General features: G+C 66.7%; 17 protein-coding genes and 1 pseudogene. 8 read left to right on the plus strand and 10 right to left on the minus strand.

Going from position 1 to position 17,196, the window contains the following annotated elements; genetic code table 11:
• The coding region (locus tag ACLJK8_RS19075; protein ID WP_413151936.1) for a Bug family tripartite tricarboxylate transporter substrate binding protein at positions 1-815 on the plus strand (815 nt) is incomplete at its 5' end.
• A 106-nt stretch (positions 816-921) separates the two neighbouring features.
• Here ACLJK8_RS19075 and ACLJK8_RS19080 read toward each other — a convergent pair.
• The 7 genes from ACLJK8_RS19080 to ACLJK8_RS19110 form a co-directional block, all read right to left on the minus strand.
• Complete coding sequence (locus tag ACLJK8_RS19080; protein ID WP_413151937.1) at positions 922-1,815, minus strand: LysR family transcriptional regulator; 894 nt, start codon at positions 1,813-1,815, stop codon at positions 922-924.
• 128 nt (positions 1,816-1,943) lie between these two features.
• Positions 1,944-2,345: a cupin domain-containing protein gene (locus ACLJK8_RS19085; RefSeq protein ID WP_413151938.1), complete on the minus strand. Its 402-nt coding sequence runs from the start codon at positions 2,343-2,345 to the stop codon at positions 1,944-1,946.
• A gap of 148 nt (positions 2,346-2,493) precedes the next feature.
• The gene (locus ACLJK8_RS19090; protein ID WP_413151939.1) at positions 2,494-3,279 is read right to left on the minus strand and encodes an SDR family oxidoreductase; all 786 of its coding nucleotides are present in this window, start codon (positions 3,277-3,279) and stop codon (positions 2,494-2,496) included.
• A 26-nt stretch (positions 3,280-3,305) separates the two neighbouring features.
• Entirely contained in the window at positions 3,306-4,256 is a 951-nt protein-coding gene (locus ACLJK8_RS19095) for a sugar-binding transcriptional regulator (protein ID WP_413151940.1), read from the minus strand.
• Between the two features lie 18 nt (positions 4,257-4,274).
• The gene (locus ACLJK8_RS19100) at positions 4,275-5,744 is read right to left on the minus strand and encodes an FGGY family carbohydrate kinase (protein ID WP_413151941.1); all 1,470 of its coding nucleotides are present in this window, start codon (positions 5,742-5,744) and stop codon (positions 4,275-4,277) included.
• A gap of 97 nt (positions 5,745-5,841) precedes the next feature.
• Positions 5,842-6,804 carry a transketolase family protein gene (locus ACLJK8_RS19105; RefSeq protein ID WP_413151942.1) on the minus strand — a complete coding sequence of 321 codons (963 nt, stop codon included), beginning with the start codon at positions 6,802-6,804 and terminating at the stop codon, positions 5,842-5,844.
• Positions 6,801-7,616, minus strand: coding sequence for a transketolase (locus ACLJK8_RS19110; RefSeq protein WP_413151943.1), 816 nt, complete (start codon positions 7,614-7,616; stop codon positions 6,801-6,803). The genes ACLJK8_RS19105 and ACLJK8_RS19110 overlap by 4 nt, the downstream gene beginning before the upstream one ends.
• A gap of 208 nt (positions 7,617-7,824) precedes the next feature.
• On the opposite strand from ACLJK8_RS19110, the gene ACLJK8_RS19115 reads away from it, so the two are divergent.
• From ACLJK8_RS19115 to mgrA, 7 genes are all read left to right on the plus strand, one after another.
• Complete coding sequence (locus ACLJK8_RS19115; protein ID WP_413151944.1) at positions 7,825-8,799, plus strand: ABC transporter permease; 975 nt, start codon at positions 7,825-7,827, stop codon at positions 8,797-8,799.
• Positions 8,800-8,889: 90 nt separating this feature from the next.
• On the plus strand, positions 8,890-9,816 hold the full coding sequence (locus ACLJK8_RS19120) for a sugar ABC transporter substrate-binding protein (RefSeq protein WP_413151945.1): 927 nt from the start codon (positions 8,890-8,892) through the stop codon (positions 9,814-9,816).
• 22 nt (positions 9,817-9,838) lie between these two features.
• Positions 9,839-11,320, plus strand: a complete 1,482-nt coding sequence (locus ACLJK8_RS19125) for a sugar ABC transporter ATP-binding protein (RefSeq protein ID WP_413151946.1) — start codon at positions 9,839-9,841, stop codon at positions 11,318-11,320.
• Between the two features lie 9 nt (positions 11,321-11,329).
• Complete coding sequence (locus ACLJK8_RS19130; protein WP_413151947.1) at positions 11,330-12,118, plus strand: SDR family oxidoreductase; 789 nt, start codon at positions 11,330-11,332, stop codon at positions 12,116-12,118.
• 88 nt (positions 12,119-12,206) lie between these two features.
• The gene (locus tag ACLJK8_RS19135) at positions 12,207-13,133 is read left to right on the plus strand and encodes a LysR family transcriptional regulator (RefSeq protein ID WP_413151948.1); all 927 of its coding nucleotides are present in this window, start codon (positions 12,207-12,209) and stop codon (positions 13,131-13,133) included.
• Between the two features lie 141 nt (positions 13,134-13,274).
• Positions 13,275-13,430, plus strand: a complete 156-nt coding sequence (locus ACLJK8_RS19140; RefSeq protein ID WP_413151949.1) for a hypothetical protein — start codon at positions 13,275-13,277, stop codon at positions 13,428-13,430.
• 27 nt (positions 13,431-13,457) lie between these two features.
• Complete coding sequence (gene mgrA, locus ACLJK8_RS19145; protein WP_413151950.1) at positions 13,458-14,459, plus strand: L-glyceraldehyde 3-phosphate reductase; 1,002 nt, start codon at positions 13,458-13,460, stop codon at positions 14,457-14,459.
• Positions 14,460-14,486: 27 nt separating this feature from the next.
• On the opposite strand, the gene ACLJK8_RS19150 is transcribed toward mgrA, so the two are convergent.
• The 3 genes and pseudogenes from ACLJK8_RS19150 to ACLJK8_RS19160 all read right to left on the minus strand — a co-directional run.
• On the minus strand, positions 14,487-15,950 hold the full coding sequence (locus ACLJK8_RS19150; RefSeq protein ID WP_413151951.1) for a M10 family metallopeptidase C-terminal domain-containing protein: 1,464 nt from the start codon (positions 15,948-15,950) through the stop codon (positions 14,487-14,489).
• Between the two features lie 803 nt (positions 15,951-16,753).
• Positions 16,754-16,897 carry a hypothetical protein gene (locus tag ACLJK8_RS19155; RefSeq protein WP_413151952.1) on the minus strand — a complete coding sequence of 48 codons (144 nt, stop codon included), beginning with the start codon at positions 16,895-16,897 and terminating at the stop codon, positions 16,754-16,756.
• Positions 16,898-16,964: 67 nt separating this feature from the next.
• A pseudogene (locus ACLJK8_RS19160) lies at positions 16,965-17,177 on the minus strand (NAD-binding protein); the annotation flags it as partial.
• Positions 17,178-17,196 lie beyond the last annotated feature (19 nt).

A 17,196-nucleotide genomic window follows, 5' to 3' on the forward strand; every position in this document is an offset into this window, starting at 1 on the left:
AGCAGGTCTTCGAATCCGAGAGCCTCGCCTCGGATGTCCAGGTCAACAACGTTCCCGGCGCGGGCGGCACGATCGGCCTCGCCCAGTTCGTGACCGGCCGGAGCCGGGGCGAGCAACTGCTCGTCGTCGGCCTTGGCATGATCGGCGCGATCAAGGTGAACAACGCCCCCGTGACGCTCGAACAGACCACGCCGCTCGCGCGGCTGACGGGCGAGTACCAGCCGCTCGTCGTCGCCGCGGACAGCCCGCTCCAGTCGCTCGACGACCTCGCGGCGATGTACAAGGCCGATCCGGGCTCGGTGTCCTGGGGCGGCTTCGCGCTCGGCAGTCCCGATCACCTCCTCTCCGCGATGACCGTGAAGGCCATGGGCGGCGACGTGAGCGAGATGAACTACATCGTCGCGGGCGCCGGTGGCGAGATGATCGGTCAGGTCATGGGCGGCCACATCACCGTGGCCACCGGCGGCCTCAACGAATTCGCCAGCCTCATAGAGAGTGGCGACCTCCGCGCCCTCGCGGTCTCCTCGCCGGAACCGCTGCCGGGTGTCGACATTCCGACCTTCAAGGAGCAGGGCTACGACGTCGAACTCGTCAACTGGCGGGGCCTGATGGCGAAGGGCGACATCGCGGAGGATGATCTGGCGGCGCTCGACGAGGCGATCTCGCAGATGGTCGCGAGCGAGCCCTGGCAGGCACTCATGACCGAGCGGGGCTGGGTCGGGATGCACCAGTCATCCGCGGAATTCGCGACCTTCCTCGAAACGGAACAGCCCAATATCGAGGCGATCCTCGCGGATCTGGGGCTCGCCCAGTGACGCGATAAGCCAAGGGTCCGGCGCGCCGCGATCGCGCCGGACCTCTTGTCTGAAAGGGCACGCTTCGCCGCCCGGGCGTGTTCCCCGGCACGGCCCTGCCCGGCCGTCAACCCGAGTGGCGGAGCGCCTTCACGAGCAGGGCGAAGGCGGGGGAGTGGTGGCGCCGGCTCGGGTAGTAGAGGTGGAACCCCTCCCAGACCGCCGCGTAATCCTCCAGCACCATGCGCAATTCGCCGCGTTCGAGATGCGGGCGGGCGATGTCCTCCGGTACGAAGGCGAGGCCGAACCCGTCGATGGCCGCCGCCAGGATGTCATAGATGTTGTCGAAGATCAGCTGGCCCTCGACGCGGACCTTGATCTCCCGGCCGCCATCCTCGAATTCCCAGGGATAGAGCCCGCCATGCGTCGGCAGCCTCAGGTTGACGCAGGCGTGATCCGTCAGATCACTGGGCGTCGCAGGAGGTGCGCGGCTGTCGAGATACGCGGGCGCGCCCACGACGACGAAGCGCAGATCCGGCCCGATACGGACGGCGATCATGTCCTTCGCGACCTGTCCGCCCATGCGGACGCCGGCGTCGAAGCGGTCGGCGGCGATGTCCCGCAGGCCGTAGTCGACGCTGAGCTCGATCCGTATGTCGGGATATTGCTTCAGGAAGACCCGCAGCTTCGGCCAGAGGTAGCAGCGCACCTGGTAGTCACCGGCGGTGATCCGGATGGTGCCGGACGGCTTGTCGCGCAGCGTGCCGATGGCATCGAGCTCGGTCGCGATCCCGTCGAGATGCGGGCCGATCCGTTCGAGCAGGCGTTCCCCTGCCTCGGTCGGGGAGACGCTGCGCGTGGTTCGGGTCAGGAGCCGGATCTCGAGGCGTTCCTCAAGCTGCCGGATGGTATGGCTGAGCGCCGATTGCGAGACGCCGATCCGCGCGGCGGCCCTGGTGAAGCTCCGCTCCTTCGCCACTTCGAGGAAGGCGATCAGGTCGTTGATGTCCTTGCGCCGCATTCATGAATCCCCTTCATGCATGGCGCCGATCCTATCAGATCACGCATGAGAAGGCAGTGCATCGTCGCGGGTGGAGCGGGATGCCTCGCGGTCCTCGCTCCCACCCGGGGACCCGATCCGATCGTCGGTCAGGCCGTCCCGCCGTATTGCTCGTCGGTCACATGCTCAAGCCATTCGACGACCTCGCCGTCCAGAACCTCCTGGACCGCGATATGCGACATCGCCGTCTCGGCCGACGCGCCGTGCCAGTGCTTCTCGCCGGGCGCGAACCAGACCACATCGCCGGGATGAATATCCTCGACCGGGCCGCCCCAGCGCTGGACGCGCCCATGGCCGAAGGTCACGATCAGTGTCTGGCCCAGCGGATGCGTGTGCCACGCGGTGCGCGCGCCGGGTTCGAAGGTGACATGCGCGCCCTGCACCCGGTCGGGCGCCGCGGGATTGAACATCCGGTCGACGCGCACGGTGCCGGTGAACCAGTCGGCCGGGCCCTTCGCGGAGGGATTCGATCCCGCGCGGAAGATTTCCATGACGATCTCCTTCCAAGCTCGCCGGCGGATCGGCCCGCCAGCCTCCCGAACGGGATACCGCGCGCGGCCGGCGGGTTCCATCCGGGTCTTCGCCGGTTGGACCACCCGCGCCGTGACCCGCCGCGCCGTGACCGCCCGGCGAAGGCGCTCAGGACATGATGAGCCCGCCGTCGACGTTGACGGTCTGGCCGGTGATGTAGGACGCATCGTCGGAGGCGAGGAAGGCCACCAGCGCGCCGACTTCCGCCGGGGTTCCCGCCCGCTTCATCGGAATGCCCTCGACCCATTCGGCCATCAGCTCGCCCGGAGCGTAGTCGCCGAGCATCGCGCCCCAGACCCGGTCGTTGTAATCCCACATCTCGGTATGGATGATCCCGGGGCAGATCGCGTTCACCGTGATCCCCTCGGCGGCCAGTTCCTTCGCGAGGCTCTGGGTAAGGCCGACGACGCCGAATTTCGAGGCGGCGTAATGCGGCGTGTAGATGAAACCCTGCCGTGCCTGGCCGGAGGCGGTGTTGACGAGCCGGCCCCTGGTCCCGCTCGCACGGAAACGCCGCACCGCCTCCTGGCAGCAGAGGAAGACGCCCTTGGTGTTGACGTCGAGATTGAGGTCCCATTCGCGTTCGGTCAGATCCTCGACCTTGGCGATCGTGATGACGCCGGCGTTCTGCACCGAGACCGAAAGCGTGCCGAGCCGGCTCTCCGCCTCGGCATAGGCCTCCGTGACCGCCCTGGCATCGGTCACGTCGAGCGTGAGCCCGATCACCTCGGCGCCGGTCTCGGCGGCGATCGCCTCCGCCGCCCCGGCCGTGTCCTTCTCGACGGCGGCGATCGCGACCTTCGCGCCTTCGCCCGCGAACCGGGTCGCGATGCCCCGGCCGATCCCCTTGTTCCCGCCCGTGACGAACACGGTCCGGCCTTCGAAGCGTTTCATCGCTTCCTCCCCTTAATGAGGGCGGCCTACCCCGCGAGGCGGGCCGCCGTGTACTTGTCGGTGACGAGCACGTCGATCGCGCCGGTCCTGAGCGCCCCCATGATCGCGAGCGTCTTCGATGCGCCGCCCGCGAGCGCCATGACCCTCGGCACCCGCGCGAGATCCTCGAACGGCAGGCCGATGACGCGCGAGTCGAGCGGCGTGCGCACCGGCTGGCCCTTCAGGTCGAAGAAGCGCAGCGACAGATCGCCGACCGCGCCCGCGTCGGTCAGCGCCGTCAGTTCCTGGCGCGAGAAGACATTGCCCGAGCGTGCGAGCAGTTCGGACGGCTCGATCGCGCCGATGCCGACGATCGCGAGGCTGATGGCGCCGAAAAGCTCCATCGTCTCGCGCACGAAGGGATCGGAGAGCATCACGCCCTTCGCCTCCTGCGACGCCGCGACCCCCTGCACCGGCAGAAGCCTTGGTTCCGCGCCGGTGAGACGGGCGAGCCGGGTCGTGAGTTGCGTCGCATGGGTCTGCACCGAAGGGTCGCCCATCCCGCCCAGCGTCTGCACCACGTATTTCGCCTTGGTCCCCTTGAGAGGGTGGATGTTGTCGACCATCCGCAGCACGGTCTCGCTCCAGGAGGAGACGCCGATCACCTCGTCCTGCCGGAGCGTCATTTCGAGGAAATGCGCCGCGCCTTCGCCGATCCGCGCCATGATGGCGCCCTCGCGGTCCTCGGAGCAGTCCACGACGATCACCTCGCCGATGCCGAACCGCTCGCGCATCGCGGTTTCGAGCTCGCTGAACGTGCCGGGGGGCGGGATCACCGTGGTGCGCACGATGTCTTCCTGTTCTGCGCGTTTCAGCATCCGCGATACCGTCGCCTGCGACAGGTGCAGATGCTCGGCGATCTGTGCCTGGCGCCTGCCCTCGCCGTGATACATCTGCGCGACCCGCGCGATCATGCGCAATTCATTGATACGGCCCATGGATTTTCCAGTGAATTTTTATTCACTCCTACACGCCGCGCCGGGCCGCGTCGAGCGCGCCACCGCGTCGCGCCAGACGGCGAGCGGGCGCGACATGTCGCCACCGGCGGGGCTCACGGTCTTCCCCGAGCGTGGAAGCGCCGCGATCGCGTCCAGATCCGGCCAGACTCCGAGCGAGAGGCCCGCGAGATAGGCGGCGCCGAGCGCCGAGGCCTCCGGCGCGTCGCGCTGGGTCAGAGCATGGCCGAGTACGTCAGCGACGCAGCGCATCAGGAAGCCGTTCTGGCTCGGCCCGCCATCGACATAGAGCGCGCCGAGCGGAACCGGCGATTGCGCGCTCATCGCCGCGACCACGTCATGGACCTGGAAGGCGATCGAATCCGTCACCGCCCGGGCGAGGTCGGCGCGCGTCGTGTTGAAGGTGATGCCCGAGAAGAGCGCGCGGGCGTCGGATTCCCAGTAGGGCGCGCCGAGGCCCACGAAGGCGGGCACGAAGCCCGCGCTTCCTGGCTCGGCTGTCGCCGCGAGGTCGGTCAGCGCCTGCACGTCCGGCAGGCCGAGGATCTCCGTCATCCAGGGCAGCGAGGCGGCTGAGACCAGGATATTGCCCTCGAAGGCATAGGTCGTCCGCCCGCCGAGGCGCCAGGCGATCGTCGTCGTGATCCCGCGCTCCGGCGCGATGAACTCCGGGAGCGTCGTCATGATTGAGGAGCCGGTTCCGAAGGTGACCTTGCCGTCGCCTGGCCGGAAGGCGCCATGGCCGAACAGCGCCGCGTGGCTGTCGCCGATGGCGGAGCGGACCGGGATGCCGTCCGGCAGGCCCGGCACGCCGCGTGTGGCGCCGAAGTCGCCGGAACTGTCGCGCACATCCGGAAGGCAGGCGAGCGGCACGCCGAAAAGCGCGCCCAGTTCCTCGCTCCAGCAGTGCGCGCCGATGTCGAAGAGCTGACTCCGCGCCGCGTTCGAGGCGTCGCAGGCATGGACCGCGCCGCCGGTGAAACAGTGGATCAGCCAGGAATCGATGGTGCCAAGCCGCGCCTCGCGCCCCGGGGGCACGCGGTCGAGCAGCCATTTCATCTTCGGCCCCGGAAACATCGGATCGATCGGCAGCCCGGTCAGCGCCGAGACCCGCTCCGCGTGGCCCGCTTCGTTTAGCGCCGCGCAGTCGGGCGCGGTGCGGCGGCACTGCCAGCTCACCACCGGGCCGAGCGGTTCGCCGGTGGTGGCGTCCCAGACGGTGACGGATTCGCGCTGGTTCGAGATCGCGATGCCGAGGATCTCCACCTCCGGCGCCTCGGCGCGACAGGCGGCGACCGCTTCGAGCACAGAATCCCGCAGGCGCGTCGGGCTCTGTTCGACCCAGCCCGGCCGGGGATGCTCGATCCCGACCGGGGAGGACCCGCGCGCGAGGATCGCACCCTCGGCGGAGACAAGCACGGCCTTGGAATTGGTGGTGCCCTGGTCGATGGCGAGGATGGCGGAGGTCATCGGCGGCGCTCCCTTGGGTTTTCAGTTCGGCCGATCACCGGCCCGGCACCGGCGTCGAGGCGGATGGCGGACCGAGGTCCGCCCTCCCCGTCGCGCGTCACCCGCGCTTGCGGGCGATGAGCGCCTCGGCGGCGTCGGCGACGGCCTCGGGGGACATGCCGAATTCGTCGAGCAGGAACTCCGCCGAGCCGGTCGGCGCGAAGATGCCGGGAACGCCCAGGATCTTCATCGGCACCGGCGCCTCGGCCACCACCACCTCGGCGATCGCCGAGCCGAGCCCGCCGAAGGTCGAATGCTCCTCGGCGGTCAGGATCGCGCCGGTCTGCTCGGCGGCGGCGACCACCGCCTCGGTGTCGATCGGGCGCACCGTTGCCATGTTGAGCACCCGCGCCTCGACGCCGCGGCCTGCGAGGATCTCGGCCGCCTTCAGCATCCGGTGTGTCAGCGTGCCATTGGCGATCAGCGTGACATCGGAGCCGTCGCGGAGCCGGTTGGCGCGGCCAAGCTCGAAGACGTGATCCTCGGGTAGCAGGTCCGGCACGCCGACGCGCGAGAGCCGCAGGAAGACCGGCCCCGGATAGCTCGCCGCCCATTCGACCGCCGCCGCCGTCTCGATCGAGTCGCAGGGGGCCACGACCGGCAGGTTCGGCAGGACGCGCGTCCAGGCGAAATCCTCGATCGAATGATGCGTCGGGCCGAGCTCGCCATAGGCCATGCCCGAGGAGATGCCGACGAGCTTCACATTGGCATTGGAATAGGCGATGTCGGCCTTGATCTGTTCGAGTGCGCGCCCGGTGAGGAACGGCGCGGCGGCGCAGACATAGGGCAGCATGCCGCCGTTCGCGAGCCCGGCGCCGACGCCGACCATGTTCTGTTCGGCGATCCCGACATTGACGAGCCGCTCCGGCCATCTCGACTTGAAGCCGCCGAGCTTCGACGAGCCGACCGAGTCGTTGCAGACCGCGACGATCTTCCCGTTGCCGGCCGCGAGTTCCTCGAGCTTCGCGCAGAAGGCGTCGCGGCAGTCCTTCAGCTTCGGGGCGGTCAGGACCTCGCTCATTCCATTTCCTCCGCGAGCTCGGCCATGCCGAGCTTGTACTGTTCCGCGTTCGGAACCTTGTGGTGCCATTCGACCCGGTCCTGCATGAAGGAGATACCCTGGCCCTTGTTGGTATGGGCGACGACGCAGTGCGGACGCCCCTCGGCGCGGTGTTCGAGCGCCGGGACGATCTCGTCCATCCTGTTGCCGTCGATCTCGGTCACGGCCCAGCCGAAGGCTTCGAGCTTGGGCCGAAGCGGTGCGAGGTCGTTGGTATCGGCGAGCGCCGCGCCCTGCTGGAAGCGGTTGTGGTCGATGATGAGCGTGAGGTTGTCGAGGCCGAACTGCGCCGCCGCCATGATGGCTTCCCAGTTCGAGCCTTCCTGCATCTCGCCATCGCCGGTGACGACATAGGTATGCCAGTCCGCGCCCTGGAGCTTCGCCGATTTCGCCATGCCGACCGCGACCGGGAGCCCGTGACCGAGCGGACCGGTATTGGTCTCCACGCCCGGCACCTTGTTGCAGTTCGGATGACCATTCAGGCGCGAATGCGGCTTGAGGAAGGTTTCGACCTCCTCCTCCGGAATGAACCCGCGCCTGGCGAGCGTCACGTAGAGCACGCAGGCCGTGTGTCCCTTCGACAGCACGAACCGGTCGCGGTTCGGGTCCTTCGGCGCGTCGGGCGAGACCCGGAGGACACGGAAATAAAGCGCGGTCAGGATGTCGGTGACCGACATCTCGCCGCCGATATGGCCCGCGCCCGCTTCGAACACCGCTCGCAGGTCCCGGCGGCGAATCTGCCTGGCGATCCGCTCGAGGTCATTCGTCTGCATGAAACCTCCAATGTGAATGATTATGCAACCTGGCGCCATCATTGCTCGTAGCGGCGATAAGTCAAGTCGATTCTGCGTTCCCCTGAAAACTTCCACTCCTGGCGACCAACCGGCTTGACAGGGCATTCAGTGCCTCGTATGCATTAATCGTCGTTATAGAATAAATATTCAAGCTGCGGCGAGGCCGCGCCGCCCTGGGAGGGCCGACATGAACGCATCAGTCTCCGAACCGGACCCAGCGGCGCGGGGCGGGATTCTCGCGACCTTGAGCGGGGCGACCGGGCCGCTCATCGGCCTGATCCTGCTCTGCGTCTTCCTGTCGCTCACGACCGACACCTTCCTCTCCGTCCGGAACGCGCTCAACATTCTCGACCAGATCACCGTCCTCGGCATCATGGCCGTGGGGATGAGCTTCGTGATCCTGATCGGCGGCATCGACCTCTCGGTCGGCTCGGTGCTGGCGCTCGCGATGATGGTGATGGGCTATCTCACCAACATGTTGGGCCTGCCGCTGCCGGTCTCGATCCTGTTCGCGCTGATCGCCGCCGGGCTCTGCGGCATGGTCTCGGGCGTGCTCATCACCAGTTTCCGCGTGCCGCCCTTCATCGCGACGCTGGCGATGATGTCGGTCGCCCGCGGCCTTGCGAACATGATCACCGACGGGCAGCAGATCGTCGGCTTCCCGCCCTGGTTCATGATGCTCGCGATCGACCGGCATTTCGGCGTGCTGACCGCGACCGTCGCGCTGATGCTGATCGTCACCGGCATCGCCTGGGCCTTCCTGCGCTACCGCGCCGGTGGACGGATGCTCTACGCCGTCGGCGGCAATCCGGAGGTCGCGCGCCTCGCCGGCATCAACGTCAATGTCGTGACCATCGGCGTCTATGTCGTCGCGGCGATCCTCGCCGGGCTCGCCGGCATCGTGCTCGCCGCCCGCCTCGACTCGGTCCAGCCGTCGAGCGGCTTCGGCTACGAACTCGACACGATCGCCGCCGTGGTGATCGGCGGCACCTCGCTCTCGGGCGGCTCGGGCGGGATCGGCGGCACGCTGATCGGCGTCCTGATCATCGGCGTGCTCAGGAACGGTCTGAACCTGCTGAACGTTTCTCCCTTCGTGCAGCAGGTCGTCATCGGCGTCGTGATCGTGCTGGCCGTCGCCGCGGAGACCTTCCGCCGCAAGTAGGACGCATCCGCGGAGACGCCCCGGCGCCTCCGCCCGGCAACCGGCCGCTTCCGGCCGATCGATCCCAATGCAAACAGTGGAGGAAATCCCATGAGGCTTATCGGAACGCTCGCCGCCTCGGCCGCGCTCGTGGCACTTGCCACCTCGGCGCAGGCCCAGGAACTGAAGACCCTCGGCCTCGCGGTGGCCAATCTTCAGGCGAATTTCTTCAACCAGATCAAGCAGTCGGTCGAGGCCGAGGCCGCGACACAGGGGATCAGGGTCATCACCGTCGATGCCAAGGGCGACGGCCCGACGCAGGTGAACCAGATCCAGGACCTGCTGACCCAGAACATCGACGCGCTGATCTACATTCCCGCCGGCGCCGCCGCCGCGACCGTCCCGGTGAAGCTCGCCCAGGCCGCCGGTGTGCCGGTGATCAACATCGACCGCAACGCCGAGGGCGCGCCGGGCGACACGTTCATCGCCACGAACTCGGTCGAATCCGCCAAGACGGTCTGCGACCACATCATCGAACAGGCCGGCGGCGCCGGGAAGATGGCGATCATCCACGGCCAGAAGGGCACCACGCCCGAGGTCGACCGGATGGCGGGCTGCACGCAGTCGCTCGAGGCCAATCCGGAGGTCGAGGTCGTCGCCGAACAGTGGTCGAACATGTGGAGCCAGGACGAAGGCTTCCAGATCATGCAGAACATGCTGCAGGCTAATCCGGACGTGACCATCGTCTTCGCCCAGGCCGACGCGCTGGCGCTCGGCGCGGCGCAGGCGATCAAGGTCGCGAACCCCTCCGAGAAGGTCTGGCTCGCGGGCTTCGACGGCGACACTGCCGCGCTCGAGGCGCTGAAACAGGGCGTCTTCGACGTGACCGCGACCCAGCAGACCCAGCTCATGGGCCGCATGGCGGTCGAAAGCGCGAAGAAGCTCGTCGCGGGCGAGGAGGTGCCGGCCGAGCAGCTCATGGAAGCGACGCTCACGACGCAGGAGAACGTCGACGGCTTCATCGCCGAGCATCCGTAAAGCCGAGGGAGGAGCCCGCGCCATGACAGACCCGATCCTTTCGCTCCGCGGCGTCTCGAAGAGCTACAGCCCGCTCCGGGTGTTGCGCGGCGTCGATCTCGACGTCCACGCCGGCGAGGTCGTGGCGCTCCTGGGCGAGAATGGCGCGGGCAAGTCCACGCTTTCCGGCATCATCGCCGGATCGCGGCTGCCCTCCGAGGGCACGATGACCTGGCTGGGGCAGCCCTATGCCCCGGCCTCCCCGCGAGAGGCGATCGACAAGGGCCTGGTGCTCATCCATCAGGAGTTGAAGCTCCTGCCCGAACTCTCGATCGCCGAGAACGTCTTCATCGGCCGCTGGCCGGTGAGGAACGGCAAGGTCGACCGCGCGGCGATGGTAGAGCGCGCGCAGGAACGGCTCGGACGCCTCAACCTGCGCCTACCCGCGACGCGCAAGGTGCAGGGCCTCTCGACCGCGCCGCAGCAGCTCGTCGAGATCGCGAAGGCCCTGGCGCTCGATGCGAAGCTCCTGATCCTCGACGAACCGACCGCCGCGCTCGGCGGCGCGGAGACCGAAGCGCTCTTCGAGCAGGTGCGCAAGCTCCGCGCCGAGGGCGTCGGCGTCATCTACATCTCGCACCGAATGGAGGAGATCCGTCAGATCACCGACCGGATCGTCGTGTTGCGCGACGGCGAGCGGGTCGCGGATTTCGCCGACAGCGCCACGCCGGTCCGTACCGTGGTCGAGAGCATGGTCGGCCGCAGCCTGGAGCGCATGTTCCCGACGATCCCGACCCCGAAGGAGCGCACGGTTCTCGAAGTGCGCGGCCTGACCGGCGCGAACGGCGCCTTCCGCGACGCGAATTTCTCTGTGGCCGAGGGCGAGATCCTCGGCATCGCGGGGCTGGTCGGGGCGGGGCGGACCGAACTCGTCCGTGCGATAGCCGGCGCCGATCCGGTGAGCGCAGGCACCATCTGGCTCGACGGGCGCGAGTTGAACCTCACGAGCCCCGCGGATGCGATCGCCGAGGGGATCGTCATGGTCCCCGAGGATCGCAAGCTCCAGGGCCTCGTCGTCGAACACCAGATCGGCGAGAACATCATCTATGCGAACCTCGACAAGGTTGGGCGGAACGGCTGGATCACGAATTCGGCCGTGCGCGCCTTCGCCGACGGGGCGATCCGGAAATTCGGCGTCAAGGGTCGCGCCGGCCAGCCGGGATCGAGCCTTTCGGGCGGCAACCAGCAGAAGGTGGTGATCGCGAAATGGCTCGCCCGCGGACCCCGCGTCGTGATCCTCGACGAGCCGACGCGCGGCATCGACGTCGGCGCGCGCTCGGGCATCTACGACATCATCGCGGAACTGGCCGAGCAGGGCGTCGCCGTGATCGTCGTCAGCTCCGATCTCGAGGAAGTGCTCGGCGTCTCGAACCGGATCGTGGTTCTCGCGCAGGGCAATCAGGCCGGCATCCTCGACCGGGGCGAGGCGAATGATGTCTCGGTCATGGAACTGGCGACCATCTGAGGACAGGACATGCAGGACATCACGCTCGACACACCGAGGCTCTTCGATCTCTCCGGCCGCGTCGCCCTCGTCACCGGCGCCGGCAGCGGCATCGGCCAGCGCATCGCCATGGGCCTCGCGCAATGCGGCGCCGACGTGGCGCTCCTCGACCGGCGCGAGGATGACGGGCTGACGAAGACGGCGGAATTCATCGCCGCGGCCGGCCGCCGGAGCGTCCCGATCGCCGCGGATGTGACGAGCGGCGAAGCCCTCGCCGATGCCGTGGCGCGGACCGAATCCGATCTCGGCCCGCTCGCCCTCGCCGTCAACGCGGCGGGGATCGCCAATGCCAACCCGGCCGAGGCGATGGAGGAGAGTCAGTACCAGACGCTGATGGACATCAACCTCAAGGGCGTCTTCCTCTCCTGCCAGGCCGAGGCGCGGGCGATGCTGGCGCATGGCCGCGGGTCGATCGTCAACATCGCCTCGATGTCGGGCGTGATCGTGAACCGGGGGCTTTCGCAGTGCCACTACAACGCCTCCAAGGCAGGCGTCATCCACATGTCGAAGTCGATGGCGATGGAATGGGTGGATCGCGGCGTGCGCGTCAACACGATCAGCCCCGGCTATACCGCGACGCCGATGAACACCCGGCCCGAAATGGTGCATCAGACGAAGCTCTTCGAGGAACAGACGCCGATGGGTCGGATGGCGAGCGTGGACGAGATGGTCGGCCCGGCGGTTTTCCTGCTCTCGGACGCGGCCTCCTTCGTGACCGGCGTGGACCTGCTGGTGGACGGCGGCTTCTGCTGCTGGTGACGCCGAAGCCGGTTGTCGCCGAAGCCGGTGGCGCCCGGTGGCTTTCCTGCTACCTTCACGGGACTGCACTCGCCTCCGCGGAGACCGCATGCAAGCCCGCGACCGTTCGCTTCTCGCCGATCTCAGCGTCTTCGTCCGCATCGTTCATCACCGGAGCATGAAACAGGCGGCGATCGAGCTCGGCGTCACCACCTCGGCGCTCAGCCACCGCATGCGCAAGCTCGAAGCCGACCTCGGTGTCCGGCTCCTCAACCGGACCAGCCGGTCGCTGGCGCCGACCGACGCGGGCGCCGCGCTCGCCGAAAGCCTGTCGCAGGGCTTCTCGACGATCGAGGACGCGCTCGGGGCGTTGTCGCGCGGCCGTGGCCTGCCGGCCGGGCATCTGCGGTTGAACATGCTGCGGGACGCGGCGCGGCTCCTGCTCGCTCCGGTGCTTGCACGCTATACCGGGGCGTTCCCCGACATGCATCTCGATCTCCACGCCGATGACGGCATCACCGACGTGGTCGCGGGCGGTTTCGACGCCGGCATCCGCTATGGCGACCGGGTGCCGCGGGACATGGTGGGGGTCGCGCTGACGCCGCCGACGCGATGGATCGTGGTCGCGACCGCCGATCTCATCGCCCGCGTCGGCGAGCCTCGCACGCCGGAGGACCTGACGCGGCTCCCCTGCGTCGAGATCAAGCTCGGCGACGGCTCGGGTTATCCTTGGGAACTCGGCAATGGCGCCACCATGCTGCGCGTTCCGGTCCGCGGCCCCCTGCGGGCGAACGGCACCGACCAGATCGTGCAGGCGGCCTCGCAGGGGGTGGGCTTCGCCTATGTGCTCGAACAGGCGGTGCGCGCGGATGTCGCGGCGGGCCGGCTCCGGCCCGTGCTGGTGGACTGGGCCTCCGAAGGCCCGCCCTTCACCATCTACTACCCGAGCCGCCGGCGGAGCCCGCCGGGCCTGCGCGAACTCGTGAACCTCATCCGCCAGGACCAGGGTCTGGCACCGCTGGCCGGGCAACGTTGAGCGTGGCTCAACGGTTCATTGACTCCGGCGAGGATTGGTCCGCGGCGGGTCGAGGCGTATGTTCCGGTCAACCAGAAAGCCGCGATCCCGGGAAACCACGGAACTTCTGGCCTTTCGGTTCACTCGACGGAGGCAAGGACAATGTTCGGTCACTTCAGATCCCGCATGGCGAAACGCGCGCGCTACAACCGCATGGTTGAGGAAATCATGGCGCTGAGCGATCGCGAAGTCCAGGACACCAACGGAACCCGCGACGAGATGCTGCGCACCGCCTATGACATCGTCTACGGCGCGTGAACGATCCAGATCAGAAGGAACAGAGACATGACCTACCTTGCCGCCTCCGACCGCTATCAGGACAGCATGATCTACCGCCGCGCCGGCCGGAGCGGTATCGACCTGCCCGCGATCTCGCTCGGGCTGTGGCAGAATTTCGGCGGGACCGATGTGGCGGAGACCGGCCGCGCGATCCTGCGCCGCGCCTTCGACCGGGGCGTCACCCATTTCGACCTTGCGAACAACTACGGGCCGCCGCCGGGCTCCGCCGAGGAGTTCTTCGGCCGGGTCATGGCGACGGATTTCGCGCCCTACCGCGACGAGATGATCGTCTCGACCAAGGCCGGCTGGGAAATGTGGCCCGGTCCCTACGGTGGCATCGGCGGCAGCCGCAAGTATCTGCTGGCGAGCCTCGACCAGTCGCTCAGGCGGATGGGGCTCGATTATGTCGACATCTTCTATTCGCACCGCGTCGACCCGACGACCCCGCTCGAGGAGACCATGGGCGCGCTCGCCCATGCGCATCGGCAGGGCAAGGCGCTCTATGTCGGGATCTCGAGCTATTCGCCGGAACTGACCCGCCAGGCGGCGGAGATCCTGAAGGAGGAGCGCGTGCCGCTCTTCATCCATCAGCCGAACTACTCGATGCTGAACCGCTGGGTCGAGGACGGGCTGCTCGACACGCTCGAAGATCTCGGCACCGCCTGCATCGGCTTCTCTCCGCTCGCGCAGGGGCTGCTGTCGTCGCGGTATCTGAACGGCATACCAGAGGACACGCGCGCCGCTCGCGGCGGGTTCGACAAGGGCAAGGTGACGGAGGAACTCGTCGGAAGGCTCCGCGCGCTCAATGCCATCGCCGAGCGGCGCGGGCAGTCGCTGGCGCAGATGGCGATCGCCTGGATCCTGCGCGACCCGCGGATGACCTCCGCCCTGGTCGGTGCCCGGACGGTCGAACAGCTCGACAATTCGCTCGGCGCGCTCGACCGCTTGGACTTCTCGCCGGAGGAACTGACGGAGATCGACCGCCATGCGCCGGGTGGGATTGGCTAGGGAGGCACCGGCGGCAGCCCCGTAGTGTCACAGGATGAAGTTGTCCTCCGACAGCTGACGGACGCCTTCGACAAGTATGGTCATGTCCGTTCGGGAATCTCCGTCGATGTCTATCCTGACCTTGACGCGGTCTCCATCGCGGAAAGCCATCACCTGTCCATCGGACTGGCGGCCCCTGGCGTCGATGAAGTCATCCACGAATCGGAACGATTGATCTCCCTTTCGACTGTCCGCGTCGAGGGCGCTCAGATCGATCACATCTCTGCGTATGTCAAATTCCAGGAGGTGATCCATCTTCGCCTTGCTGGTACCGCTTTCATTCTCGTTGGCGAAGACGAAAACGTCCCGCGCGCGATCATCTCCCGCGTAGATCCAGTCGCCTCCCTTGCCGCCTTTCAACATGTCGGCGCCGAGCCCGCCATAAAGCCGGTCGCGACCCGCCTCGCCATAGAGCTTGTCGGCGCTTTCCCCGCCAGCGACGCGGTCATTGCCCGCGCGCCCGTGCAGATTGTCCCGCCCGGCGGCGCCAGCGATGAAATCCGCGCCTTTGCCGCCGCGCTCGGAGAAATTCACGGGCTTCAGGTCGAGCATGTCATCAAGGCCCAGCCGCGTCGCGGTAGTCCTCCAGCCCCCTCGGTCGGTGTCTTGGAGCGACAGGATCATCCGGTTCGCGTCCGCGTCGTAGATCCACGCCGGATCCGCCGCGCCATCGAGGCTCGCGGCGATGCGCTTCGCTCCAACCTCCTCGGGCCACCAGTCGGGGAAACGCTCTCGGCCGCGCGCGTTCAGGTAGTCCTCGGCTACCCAACCGGCGACCACACCAGCCCCAAGCGCGATCCCGGCGGCGGCGAGCACTGGAACCCCGGCGGTGCCAACGACCACGCCCCCCAGGCCGTAGGCGACGCCGCTCGACACGACCACGCCGACATGGCCTGAGAAATAGGAAACCATGAAGTCCGCCGCCCCAGCTTTCAGGGCCCGTTCGGCGGCCTCGCTGCCTTCACCTCCTCGTTGATAGGCATTCCAGGCTGAGATCCCCGCGTTACCGACCTGGATCACTGAGCCGATCTGGCCGGCCAGCTTCTTGACGGAGCCGAGGTTCTCGGCGCCGGAAAACACTTCGATCTTGATGTCCGGATCGACGGGAAGCGCGAATTTCTTGGGTACGAATCCGATCAGGTTTGTTGTCGTGGAAGAATAGAGATCGAGAGCTTCGAAAGCCGCGAAATCCGTGATCTTCCTGACCACCTCGAAGTTCTTGCTGTCAGGAACCCGGGGGCGCTCGATGAGCACGTCGGGCTCGAGAAGCGGCGCGACGGAGTCCTCGACTTCCTCCATGGTGATGCCATCGGGCAGATCAAGCTGTCGGGTCGTCTCGATCCATCCCGGACCCCAGGCCTTGTCCCGGGCGGTTGCCTCGTCGCCAGTCGTGATCAGGAACCGGCCGACATCAGCGAAGGTAAACCCGAATGGTCCGTAGAATGATCCCAAGTTAGGGAAGATCGATCCCGAGACAGATATGTAAAATTCATCGAGCCAGCGATAGTATTCCGTATTATCGGAATTTGAATATCCGGGACCGACTACGCTGGTATATGAGCCAGCGTTTATGATGGAATCCGAAAATTTATATTGGAGACTTGTATCTTGATCGGATACGAAATGCTCCGTTATGGATACAAATTCCGCTGAATTTGTCTCAAGATCAATTCTTACCTGAAATATGTCAGAAATATAGTTGCTAGTAACTGTTTGTATTACGGATTCACCAGATGAGAATTTTACTAAAGTGACGTCGGGTAGTACAGTGATTCTTTGTCCGATTTTCGGATCATTGATGCGCCAGAAAAAGGTCCCATTTTCGATCTCGGGGAAAATCTCGGTAGACGTTTCGTTCAGCGTGTCTGCGCGACCTCGGACGGCTTCCACGTCTACGTAACTTCCGGAGGAAACGTAATACGTCATTGTCTGTAACCTACCATCAAATCGATTATCAATCGTAATATAGATTCAATTAAAATCAACAATTATATTAATTTATCTAATATTTTAGTATTTAAAGGGCAAGCAGTGGCTGACAATGAGTCGAGAGCCGTGTTCCGGTGTCCCCGTATATGCAGGTCGCCGATTGGATTGAGTGAGGACTTCGCACCTGCGGGATTATCGTGATCCTCGCGCAATTATGCTTTGGTGCTCGACATATTCGCCTGGAACGTTCGCCTGGCAATAGAGGGGCCATGACTGCGCCGTGAACCCCTCGCGGGCGGCGCGAGATGCGCCGCCCGCGTATTGGGCTATTCGCCCGTCATCGCGCGATAGGCGCGGATGACCTGACTGTCGTCGGCCTTGCCGTCGCCCCGGCCCGAGGTCGCGAGGAAGAGCTGATGCGCCAGCGCCGCGAGTGGCAGGGGCGCCTTCGCCTCGGTTCCGGCTTCCATGACGATGCCGAGGTNGCTGATGCGCCAGCGCCGCGAGTGGCAGGGGCGCCTTCGCCTCGGTTCCGGCTTCCATGACGATGCCGAGGTCCTTGACGAAGATGTCGACGGCGCTCGTCACCTCGGGCTCCGCCTCGAGCATCCGGGGGCCCCGGTCGTTCAGCATCCAGCTCGCGGCCGAGGAGCCGCCGAGAATCCGGAGCGCCACGGCGGGATCGACGCCCATCCGGCCGGCGAGGGCGAGCGCCTCGGCGGAGGCGGCGATGTGGACGCCGCAGAGCAGCTGGTTGACGGCCTTGACC

The organism is Amaricoccus sp. W119 (assembly GCF_047275745.1).
GTDB lineage: Bacteria > Pseudomonadota > Alphaproteobacteria > Rhodobacterales > Rhodobacteraceae > Amaricoccus.

Excerpts from the sequence above, each read along its gene's own strand:
- ACLJK8_RS19080 (WP_413151937.1), bottom strand. The coding sequence starts at position 1,815 with ATGCGGCGCAAGGACATCAACGACCTGATCGCCTTCCTCGAAGTGGCG.
- ACLJK8_RS19085 (WP_413151938.1), bottom strand. The coding sequence starts at position 2,345 with ATGGAAATCTTCCGCGCGGGATCGAATCCCTCCGCGAAGGGCCCGGCC.
- ACLJK8_RS19090 (WP_413151939.1), bottom strand. The coding sequence starts at position 3,279 with ATGAAACGCTTCGAAGGCCGGACCGTGTTCGTCACGGGCGGGAACAAG.
- ACLJK8_RS19095 (WP_413151940.1), bottom strand. The coding sequence starts at position 4,256 with ATGGGCCGTATCAATGAATTGCGCATGATCGCGCGGGTCGCGCAGATG.
- ACLJK8_RS19100 (WP_413151941.1), bottom strand. The coding sequence starts at position 5,744 with ATGACCTCCGCCATCCTCGCCATCGACCAGGGCACCACCAATTCCAAG.
- ACLJK8_RS19105 (WP_413151942.1), bottom strand. The coding sequence starts at position 6,804 with ATGAGCGAGGTCCTGACCGCCCCGAAGCTGAAGGACTGCCGCGACGCC.
- ACLJK8_RS19110 (WP_413151943.1), bottom strand. The coding sequence starts at position 7,616 with ATGCAGACGAATGACCTCGAGCGGATCGCCAGGCAGATTCGCCGCCGG.
- ACLJK8_RS19115 (WP_413151944.1), top strand. The coding sequence starts at position 7,825 with ATGAACGCATCAGTCTCCGAACCGGACCCAGCGGCGCGGGGCGGGATT.
- ACLJK8_RS19120 (WP_413151945.1), top strand. The coding sequence starts at position 8,890 with ATGAGGCTTATCGGAACGCTCGCCGCCTCGGCCGCGCTCGTGGCACTT.
- ACLJK8_RS19125 (WP_413151946.1), top strand. The coding sequence starts at position 9,839 with ATGACAGACCCGATCCTTTCGCTCCGCGGCGTCTCGAAGAGCTACAGC.
- ACLJK8_RS19130 (WP_413151947.1), top strand. The coding sequence starts at position 11,330 with ATGCAGGACATCACGCTCGACACACCGAGGCTCTTCGATCTCTCCGGC.
- ACLJK8_RS19135 (WP_413151948.1), top strand. The coding sequence starts at position 12,207 with ATGCAAGCCCGCGACCGTTCGCTTCTCGCCGATCTCAGCGTCTTCGTC.
- ACLJK8_RS19140 (WP_413151949.1), top strand. The coding sequence starts at position 13,275 with ATGTTCGGTCACTTCAGATCCCGCATGGCGAAACGCGCGCGCTACAAC.
- mgrA (WP_413151950.1), top strand. The coding sequence starts at position 13,458 with ATGACCTACCTTGCCGCCTCCGACCGCTATCAGGACAGCATGATCTAC.
- ACLJK8_RS19155 (WP_413151952.1), bottom strand. The coding sequence starts at position 16,897 with ATGGAAGCCGGAACCGAGGCGAAGGCGCCCCTGCCACTCGCGGCGCTG.